This is a genomic window from Corynebacterium sp., assembly GCF_043426755.1.
Taxonomy (GTDB): domain Bacteria; phylum Actinomycetota; class Actinomycetes; order Mycobacteriales; family Mycobacteriaceae; genus Corynebacterium.
Genome location: NZ_JBHWRP010000084.1, coordinates 1 through 5,295, shown reverse-complemented (window position 1 = coordinate 5,295; position 5,295 = coordinate 1). Strand labels below are relative to the sequence as shown.

At 59.8% G+C, this 5,295-nt stretch carries 4 protein-coding genes; 3 read left to right on the top strand and 1 reads right to left on the bottom strand.

The features are described from left to right. Nucleotides 1–107 precede the first annotated feature (107 nt). On the bottom strand, nt 108–458 hold the full coding sequence (locus tag ACHFGA_RS08335; protein ID WP_394281935.1) for a hypothetical protein: 351 nt from the start codon (nt 456–458) through the stop codon (nt 108–110). A 128-nt stretch (nt 459–586) separates the two neighbouring features. Here ACHFGA_RS08335 and mobF point away from each other — a divergent pair, with 128 nt between their 5' ends. From mobF to ACHFGA_RS08320, 3 genes are all read left to right on the top strand, one after another. After that, nucleotides 587–4,639, top strand: a complete 4,053-nt coding sequence (mobF, locus tag ACHFGA_RS08330; protein WP_394281934.1) for a MobF family relaxase — start codon at nt 587–589, stop codon at nt 4,637–4,639. Between the two features lie 120 nt (nt 4,640–4,759). After that, nucleotides 4,760–5,095, top strand: a complete 336-nt coding sequence (locus ACHFGA_RS08325) for a hypothetical protein (RefSeq protein WP_394281933.1) — start codon at nt 4,760–4,762, stop codon at nt 5,093–5,095. Then, nucleotides 5,079–5,295: nucleotidyl transferase AbiEii/AbiGii toxin family protein (locus ACHFGA_RS08320; RefSeq protein ID WP_394281932.1), on the top strand; the 217-nt coding region annotated here is incomplete at its 3' end. The genes ACHFGA_RS08325 and ACHFGA_RS08320, both read left to right, overlap by 17 nt.

The window sequence follows — 5,295 nt, the reverse complement described above, 5'->3', positions numbered from 1 at the left end:
CAGTAGGTCTGGGTTGGTAACGACGTCACGGCTTTGGCGCGGGTGAGGCGTCGGATCGGGTGGGGTGGGCATTCCAGGCAAGGCCACCTCCCACGGGTGTGGCGCACTCACTGGTGGTAGTCGCCATTGTCGTGTTCACCGGTGTTCTCCTCCGCTTCTTCGGTGGCGGGTGCGCCGTCCTGATCCTCGTCGCCAGCGTCAACGTTGAGGGCAAGCAATGCTCGCAGTTCCGATGCTGTCAGGCCGAAGGAGTCACGCATCCACGCCTGCGGCTCTCCTAGTTGCTCTAGCTCCTGGAGGGCGGAGGCAAAGCGCTCACGCACGCCGTCTAATTCGGCCTGAGCGAGGAAGGCCTGCTGCGTGGCTGTCTTCACCTTTTCTTGCTTTGCCAGTTTTTCTGCCAGCGCCTGCATCGCTAGTTCTCGTGCCTGTTGCTTCTTGCTCGTTCTCGTACTCATGCCCATCAAACTATCGCCTGTCCTGTCTTCGCCGCCAGTCCCGCTTTCTCACCTCACGGCTCTAAAACGCCACACACAGTAGGCACTTTTAGTGTAAATGGGTGTGGTGCCCGCTATGCTGGGAAAACATGATGTCGTTTCGGGCCGTTCACGCGGGCAGCGGGTACCAGTACCTGCTGCGCTCTGTGGCGACCAACGACGCCCACGATCCGATGGTGGAAGAAGGAAAACTCTCCAACTACTACCAAGCCAAGGGCACTCCCCCGGGCCGCTGGATCGGACGCGGACTAACCTCCTTGCGATCACAAACTGCGGCCAGCGGTGTCCCGATTGAGGCCGACCAGATGGAAGCTCTCTACGGCCTGGGGTATCACCCAGACACCCATGAGATGCTCAAAGCAGGAAAGAAGCTCGACGAATGCCGGCTCGGTGGCAAGTTCCCCGTCTACACCAATGACATTCCGGTGTTGAATGAACTGCGTGATGCTGAGCGCCGATTCATCACCGACAATGCGCGATTGCCGACGGAAGATGAGCGCACTGAGTTGGCACTCTCGATCGGCAGGCCACACTATGTGGAGGCAACCGGGTGGGCCACCGCGCCGGATAAAGATGTCATCGATTGGGTCAATCAGCAACGCGATGAAGTCAAGCAAGCCGTGGCAGGTTTTGACCTCACCTTCTCTCCCGCGAAAAGCATTTCCGTGCTGTGGGCACTCGCTGATAGGGACACGGCCAACGCGATTGCCGCGTGCCATCACGAGGCCGTCGCTGAGGTTTTGGAGTGGGCGGAAGAGAACACGGTGCGCACGCGCATGGGTGCCGGAGGCCTAGCGCAGGTGAAAACTGGCGGCATCATCGCCTCAGAATTTACCCACTTTGATACCCGCGCAGGTGATCCTGATCTGCATTCGCATGTGCTGGTATCGAACAAAGTGCAGGGCCCTGACGGGAAGTGGCGCACGCTGGATTCTCGCGCGATGTTTAAATATCATCAGACACTTTCGGCCCGCTATGACGCAATCGTGCAGGAACTTCTCACCCGCAAGATGGGACTGTCCTTCACACCAAGTTCACGCGACCAGGGCAAAGAACCGGTGTGGGAAGTTGCCGGAGTGCCACAACAATTGATTGATCTTTTCTCCAAGCGCCGCGCGATGGCCAGGCCCGTCTACGACTCGTTGGTCGCCGATTACGTTGCACGCTATGGCCGCCAACCGGACAAAAGAACGCAATTATCGTTGTGGCAATCCGCGATCCTCCACACCCGTGATGCAAAGAAACCAGCTGAGTCTTTGGACGATCTGCGCACCAGTTGGCGGGCGGATGTCGATCAGATCGACAACGCCGACGAACTTCTCTCCCAGCTCGATTCTGTCCTTGGCGGCGGCCAGGTCGACCAGCGTCCGGCGTTTTACGACCGCGACCTTGTCGACGAGGAGGTGCTCGATCATCGGTGCCGAGAGGTCATTGACCGCATGGTCCAAAAGCGCTCCTTCTTCTCTGACCACCACGTGACAGCGGCCGTGGGAAGCTACCTCAAGGCGTTTTGCTTCGACGGTCAACACCAGGCCCAGCGAGCAGTCGATGAGCTAACCAAGCGGATTACTACCCACCATTTTGTCGAGCTGACCCCCACAACCGTGATGGAGTTGCCCGCGAAACTACGCGACGAATCCGGCGACGCGGTCGACCGGCACCTTGGCTACCGGAAGTACACGACGCCGGAAATTCTCGCCCAAGAGGACAAAGTTCTAAGCGCAGTGGCCGAACCGGTCACCGTCTTTTCGTCGACAGAAGAGATAACTGACGCGATTGAATCCTTCGAAAAGGACAACGGGTTTAGTCTCAACGACGGACAGAAAGCGTTGGCAGCTCACCTCCTCCAGTCGGGCACATTGGTCGGTTGCGGCGTCGGTCCTGCGGGCACGGGCAAGACGACAGCGATGCAGATTGTTGCCAATGTTGTGCGCAATTCTGGCCAGAAAGTCATTGGGCTTGCCCCATCTGCGGCAGCCGCCCAGGTGCTGGGAAACGAGCTCGGAATTGATGCCAACACGATCGATTCCCTGAGCTTTATTTGGCGTGGCCGCCACCCCGACAAGCTCGCAGGTGACCTATCAGCGCTGCCTATCCAGATCAATCCCGGTGACGTGATGCTTGTCGATGAGGCCGGCATGGTCACCACCGATAACCTCGCGGCACTAACGGAAATCGCCCAAGAATCCGGCGCGGTGGTCCGCCTGATTGGCGATCCACACCAGCTGGATGTAGTCGGCACCGGTGGGCTGTTTGACACGATGTGTCGCTACAGCGATGCCGTCGAGCTCACCGAAGTCATGCGCTTCTCGCACGGCAACGACACCGACCAAGCAGACGCTTCACTGGGTATAAGGCGCGGTGACACCGACGCGCTGGGTTTCTATCAGAAGCGCGGCTGGGTTCGAGGTGGCACCCGCGAGCAGATGCTTGTCGATGCTGTCGATGCCTACTTAGCTGATGTGGACCAGGGCCGCAAGTCGCTGATTGTGGCCACGAAGAATGCCGATGTGTCCACGCTCAACGAGATGATCCGCGCGCGCTACATCAACAACGGCATCGTCGATACCTCCCGCGAAGTGAGACTGGCCCAGTCAGAGACCGCAGGCCTCGGCGACGTCATCATCGCCCGGCAGAATGAGCGCCTGGCCAACCCTCGCGATCCCCACGCGCCTGGACGAAAAATCATTAACGGCCAGCTTTTCCGAGTCCTGGGAGTCAACGAGGACGGGTCAGCCACCGCCGGTGATCTCGCGACCGGTGAGGTCTTTGACCTGCCCGCCGAATACGTGAGTGAGCACACGCACCTGGGGTATGCGGCCACGGTGCACCGAGCACAAGGAGCCACTGTCGACACCACCCATGCAGTTGTGGACTCCGCGACAAGCAGGGCCGGGCTGTATGTGGCACTCACACGTGGCAAGCACGAAAACCACCTGTATGCCGTCACCGACGACAGCTTGGATGAGCTTGCCGAGGCTAGCCACGAACACTCCTCCGGTAACACCGCAGGCTTGACCGCCGAGGATGTGTTAGAGCGGGCGGTTGCCCGAGATGGGCGGCAGAAATCGGCAACCGACATTCGCGAAGAAGCCGAAGAGTACGCCGGAAGCCGCGAGCGCCTGGAAAAGCTTTACCGGTACGCCCTTGATCTTGCCTGCGCGGACTTTACTGACCGCCAGTTAGAGGCATGGTGGGACAAACTCGATGCTGACGCCCTTGATTGTCTGACCGAGGATGGCCGCAGTGCTGTGCGGGTGGCCTGGCGTGACGCGCTCAAAGCTGATGTCGACCCGCGTCTACTGATGCCTGCAGCGATCTTTAACTTGGCCGGGGCCCATGAAACAGGGGCTGTGATCGCGTGGCGACTGCGCAACCACCTTGATGAGGCCGGAGCCACACGCGGCGAGGTGGGTTCTCCCCCTCCCCTGACCCGAGGTGCCGACCGCGACCTCCATGACTGGCTGAGCCAGACCTACCGCACGCTAACCGAGTGGGATCAGGAGGCCACCGAGAATGACGCCCACGAACAGGCGGTCAACTTACCTACCGCGTCGCAACCGCGTGACGGCGAGCTGACCAGCACAGACGACCAGGTGACACATCTTCGTGCCCAGCTAGATGCACTTGAGGCCGACATCACGCAGGCCGTAGCCGAGCGTGACACCGCAGACAAGGACGTGTCACTGGCGAAAAGTCAGAGGTGGGATGCCCAGCGCACCGCTGAGTCCCGTGGCGCGCTGGCCAAGGTGCGGTTTAAAGCTCATGACAACGAGCGCCTTGAGCTTCTCGACGCCCAGGTGGCCACGCTCCAAGCCCGCCAGGCCGAGGCAACAGACCGGGTAAAGAGTCTCGTTGAGGACAAGCAGCAGATCCAACAGCAGCTAGAGGAAGCAACCTCACAGCAGCGCGCAGCACATCGGCCTGCCGCGACAGCGCATACGGTGGACCCATCTCACGATCCTGCCGAGCCTCACGCGGCACAGCTGGCATCACAGCTCGGCGGGTCGACGGCAGTCGAAGACAGGAGCCCGCAAGAGCGGTTGGCCGCTCAACGGGGTCGCCAACGCAGCGCATCGCCAGGACCGGCCGACCAGGGGCAGTTGCAGCCCCACACATCAGCCAGTGAACCTGAACTATGATCGCAACAGTGAGCTAGGGGGTGGCTCTTCCAATCCTTGTAGGGTGGCTAGGCGATAACGTCACGGTGGCGTTAGTCTCGTCCTCAACGTTTCACATTTCCACGTAAGGAGGTCACTACCATGACCAACCCGGTTATCATTCCTCGGAATTTCCGTCCTCCCTTCGACGTCCCTGCCTCCTTGGATGATCTGAAGGGCCCTGCAACCGGGATGATGGAAGTGCCACACTCCATCATGTGGGCGCGTTCCGACAACCATGTAGTCGACCTTGCGAATGATACCGCGATTACCTCTGCCTATCGTGAGATCCTCGGATCAGCCACCCTTGCGCAACTAACGCAGCTGGTGAACAAGGATCATCTTGTGCGTCTGTGGCCAACCACATTCGACGCCACTATCCGGAAAGCATGGGAAGAATCCTTCGAAGAACTGCGTAACCATGCCAGGCAACGATAGGTCTAACCTCCAGACACGAGTCGCACAGATCGCTCTTCGCGCCGCCGACGCGCATGGATTTGTTTTAGCGGGAGGGAAGGCACTCCAGGTTCATGGTCTGAGTTCGCGCCCTACCGAAGATGTAGACCTGTTCACGAACAGCTTCGACATTGAGAGCTTCTCACTCGCCCGCCAGAGAATCGTCGAGGAGCTCAGACACG

Excerpts from the sequence above, each read along its gene's own strand:
- ACHFGA_RS08335 (WP_394281935.1), bottom strand. The coding sequence starts at position 458 with ATGAGTACGAGAACGAGCAAGAAGCAACAGGCACGAGAACTAGCGATG.
- mobF (WP_394281934.1), top strand. The coding sequence starts at position 587 with ATGATGTCGTTTCGGGCCGTTCACGCGGGCAGCGGGTACCAGTACCTG.
- ACHFGA_RS08325 (WP_394281933.1), top strand. The coding sequence starts at position 4,760 with ATGACCAACCCGGTTATCATTCCTCGGAATTTCCGTCCTCCCTTCGAC.